Origin of the sequence: Promineifilum sp. (SeqCode), assembly GCF_041918635.1 — a bacterium.
In the GTDB taxonomy this organism is placed as follows: domain Bacteria; phylum Chloroflexota; class Anaerolineae; order Promineifilales; family Promineifilaceae; genus Promineifilum.
On sequence record NZ_JAYRVJ010000208.1, the window covers coordinates 1 to 3,696 of the forward strand.

The 3,696-nt window shown below is 66.7% G+C and carries 3 protein-coding genes and 1 pseudogene; 2 read left to right on the forward strand and 2 right to left on the reverse strand.

Annotated features, from left to right (window positions below; all coding sequences use genetic code 11):
• Together ACE3UY_RS07170 and ACE3UY_RS07175 are read right to left on the reverse strand one after the other, a co-directional pair.
• Positions 1 to 715: pseudogene (locus tag ACE3UY_RS07170) on the reverse strand (hypothetical protein); the annotation flags it as partial.
• Entirely contained in the window at positions 666 to 1,577 is a 912-nt protein-coding gene (locus tag ACE3UY_RS07175; protein WP_374686859.1) for a hypothetical protein, read from the reverse strand. The gene ACE3UY_RS07175 and the pseudogene ACE3UY_RS07170, both read right to left, overlap by 50 nt.
• Positions 1,578 to 1,773: 196 nt before the next feature.
• Between ACE3UY_RS07175 and ACE3UY_RS07180 the strand changes: the two genes are divergently transcribed.
• Together ACE3UY_RS07180 and ACE3UY_RS07185 are read left to right on the forward strand one after the other, a co-directional pair.
• Positions 1,774 to 3,075, forward strand: a complete 1,302-nt coding sequence (locus tag ACE3UY_RS07180; protein ID WP_374686860.1) for a hypothetical protein — start codon at positions 1,774 to 1,776, stop codon at positions 3,073 to 3,075.
• Positions 3,076 to 3,306: 231 nt separating this feature from the next.
• Positions 3,307 to 3,696 (forward strand): NUDIX hydrolase (locus ACE3UY_RS07185; RefSeq protein ID WP_374686861.1); only part of this gene is annotated, 390 nt, incomplete at its 3' end.

Sequence of the window (3,696 nt, forward strand, 5' to 3'; positions counted from 1 at the left end):
CGGGGGCGTGCGTTTGGGCCGGCGTGGTGTGGTGGTGGGGCGTGCTGGGTCGGGTTCGGGGGGGGGGGGGGGGGGTGGGGGTGGCTGGGCGCCCCCCCGGCCCCCCCCCCACCCCTGCACCCCCGCTCCCGCGCTCATAACTCAGAAGGGCCAACAACAACCAGAATACCAGCAAGGGATGCGTCAACGAGGCGACGTAGCCGACGGCCTCATAGCTGAACGGGACGGCGGCGAAGACCAGGGCCGCGGCCCAGGCGAAGCGCGCGCGCCGGTCGCCCAGCCGGTAGGCCAGCGCCCAGACAAGGGCCACGTTCGCGCCGTGGAGCAGCACCAGCAGGGCGTGGTCGGCGAACGGGCTGTGGGGGAACGCGCCGCCGCCAAACAGACGCTCGAACAGACGCAGGATGGTGAAGACGACCGGCCGGTAGTAGCCGTATTCGGCCGAACTGGCAAAGAAGCGGACGATTGACTGCCCCTCCATCCAGGCGAAGTGGCCGGTCGGGTCGTCGTTGAAGTAGGCCAGCCCCAGCGCGCGCCGGTAGAGCCAGATGGCGGCGAGGGCGGCGAGGGACATCGACAGAAGGTAGTAGTTGAAGCGCGGGGGGGAAAGACCGTCTTCCCTCCTGCTCCCCCGCACCCCTACTCCCCTGCTCCCCTGCTCCTGCTCAATCATGCGCCAACGGGTTGCCGGCGGCCCAACCCAGCACTCGGCCAAGATGCTCGCGCAGCGGGCGCACACCGTAGAGGCTGAAGACGTGGGCGCGCGGCACCACCACCGGCTCAGTGGCGTAGTGGGGCGCGTGTCTATCCAGCCGGAAGAACATATCGGTTTGGCCCAGCAGCGGGAAGACGCGCGCCGGGTCATAGCCGCAACGCGGCGTGAAGTCGAGCAGATCGTCGAGTTCCGCCTTGCTCATGGGCATCTCCTCACCGACCAACTCCGCCCCATCCCAGATGACCTGCGCCAGATTGGGCGAAGCGAGCATGGGGGCGACGGCGCGCACACCGCCGAAGTGGCCGGCGTAGAGCAGGCTCGTCACCCCGCCCCAACTGACGCCGGCCAGGGCGGTGAAGGCCGCGCCGGCTGCCTCGAATTGACGCTGCACCAGCTCGATCAGCCGCAGCGAGCCGGCAAAGGTCTGGTAGACCCGGCCGACGGAGCGGAACGCCTCGCGGAAGGGTTCGCGCCAGTGGTTGTGGAAAGGGGCCTGGATGCAGACGGTCGTCACCGGGAAGGGCAGCGGGCGGCGGAAGATGCGCTGCCAGGAGTTGTAGTAGGGCATCTCGCTGAAGCCGTGGTGGAAGATGAGCAAGGGCGCGGCCGGATCGGGGCTGAGACGCACGCGCACGTGGCACAACAGCGGCTCGCCGAGCGAGCGCAGCCAGACGGTACGCACACCGGGGGCCAGAACGCTGTCGGGCGGCGTGCGATGCTCGTCCACGGCCGTGCCCGCCAGCACATCATCAAACGAAGGCACATCTTGAGCGCTCTCGCGGAATGACGCGGGCATGCGCCGGTGCATGGAGCGCAACACCCACTGATCGATCCCCGTCGCCACCGCATCCCACTTTGCCATTCTCCCTACTCCCGGAGGCGCGGTCTAAGCCCGCCGGCCGATATTACCTTAACACGGAATAGGGCTGCTTGCCAGCGAGCGTTGTAGGGGCGGGTTTGAAACCCGCCCCTACAGGCGGTGTTACATAGATTGGCTCACGTATAGTACAATCACCGGTTAGACGGCTCGTTTCAACATCGTAGCCGACAGGAGTACCATGCAGCCATCATCGACCTCCAAGCGACTTATCCGAGTCATAGCCTTGCTGTTGCTGGCGTTCGTCGCGCTCTCCTTCGCGCCGCGCTCTGCTCTGGCCCAGAGCATCATCCGCGGCGACCAGATCGTGTCCGGCGAGGTTGTGGATAACGACGTGGTCATGTTTGGCGACGATGTGCACCTGGCGGGCACGGTGAAGGGCAACGCCTTTATCAGCGGCCGCATCATCACGGTGGACGGCCACGTCGAGGGCAGCGTGTTCGCCATCGGGGAGCGGGTGATCATCAACGGCCAGGTTGACCAGAGCGTCTACATGGTCGCGGTGTCGTCGCAACTCGGCCGGACGGCCGACATCGGCCTGAACGCCTACTTCTTCGGCCTCAGCATCGTCACCGAGCGGGATTCGCAAGTGGGGCGCGACCTGAACGGGCTGAGCCTGGGGGCGCACCTGATGGGGTCGGTTGGCCGCGACATCCGGCTCGTGGCCGGGCTGCTGCAACTCATCAACCTGTTCACCGAGACCACCCTCGGCCCAACGCCGGACGCGCTGCAAGTCGGACAGCTGTCCAGCCGCGCGCCGGGACTGGGCCAGTTCTTCTTACCGGGCAACCTCGTCTTCGACGTGATCGGCCGCGCCTCGACGCCCATCCAGACCGCCCAGCCGGCCGACACGCAGGCGGAACTGGTCATCGCCTGGTTCATGGCCCGCCTGCGCGAGTTCTTGCCGCTGCTCATCACCGGTCTGGCCGGCTACTGGTTCCTGCGCCCGTGGCTGGAGCGGTCCACGACGGCGCTGCAGCGGCGGCCGCTGTACACACTGGGGGTGGGTCTGGTGGGTCTGATCCTCTCCTGGGCCGCCATCGGCGCGGTGATCCTGGTCTTCGTGTTGCTGCTGATGGGCGGCGTCTGGCTGGGGCGGACGACCTTCTGGAACGTCACCTGGCTCTTCTGGTCGGTCGCCTACCCGGTGGCCGTCCTGTTCTTCTCGCTGTTGCTCATCTTCCTGAATTACGGCACCAAAGCCATTGCCATGTACGCCGCGCTGACCTACCTGTTCGACCGCTTCGCGCCGCGCACCGGGGGGTGGCGCTGGCTGCTGCTGATTTTGGGGCTTGTCCTCTACGTCTTCCTGCGGGCCATTCCCATGTTGGGCTGGGTGCTCAGCATCCTGGTGACGGCCTGGGGCATCGGCGCAGCGTGGCAGGGGTGGCGCGGGCGTCGGGCGACGGCGCTACCAACCGTGGCGGGTCAGCCAACAGTTGTCGCCGAACCGCCGGCCGGCGACAGTCTGCTTTCTCCATAGGCGTAGTAGGGGCGTACCTGCGTGTGCGCCCTGGGGAGAACGACAACCTGCCCGCCTAACCCACAAAGCGTGTGCGCCCTGGGTAGGACGACGACCTGCCCGCCTAACCCACAAAGCGTGTGTGCCCTGGGTAGGACAACGACCTGCCCACCTAACCCACAAAGCGCCCTGGGCAGACACTCAGGTCTGCCCCTACTTGGATTTTTTCCGCCGCATGCCTAAACTCTGTAGATGATCAAACCCTGGGACAAACTGGATAGCGAGTATCTGGGCGATTTCCGCATCTTTCGCATCCGCGCCGATCGCAGCCGGTCGCCGCGCACGGGCGAAACCCACCGCTTCTTCGTGCTCGAGTCGCCCGACTGGGTAAACGTCATCCCCCTGACGCCGGAAGGGAACGTGGTCATGATCCGGCAGTACCGCCACGGCACGGAGGATGTGACGCTGGAGGTTCCGGGCGGGATGGTTGACACGACGGACGCCGACCCGTCGGTGTCGGCCGGGCGGGAGTTGCGCGAGGAGACAGGGTATGAGGCGGAGGCGATCGTCCACCTGGGCACGGTCGCGCCGAACCCGGCCTTTCTGAACAACCGCTGCCACTCCTACCTGGCGCTCGATGTC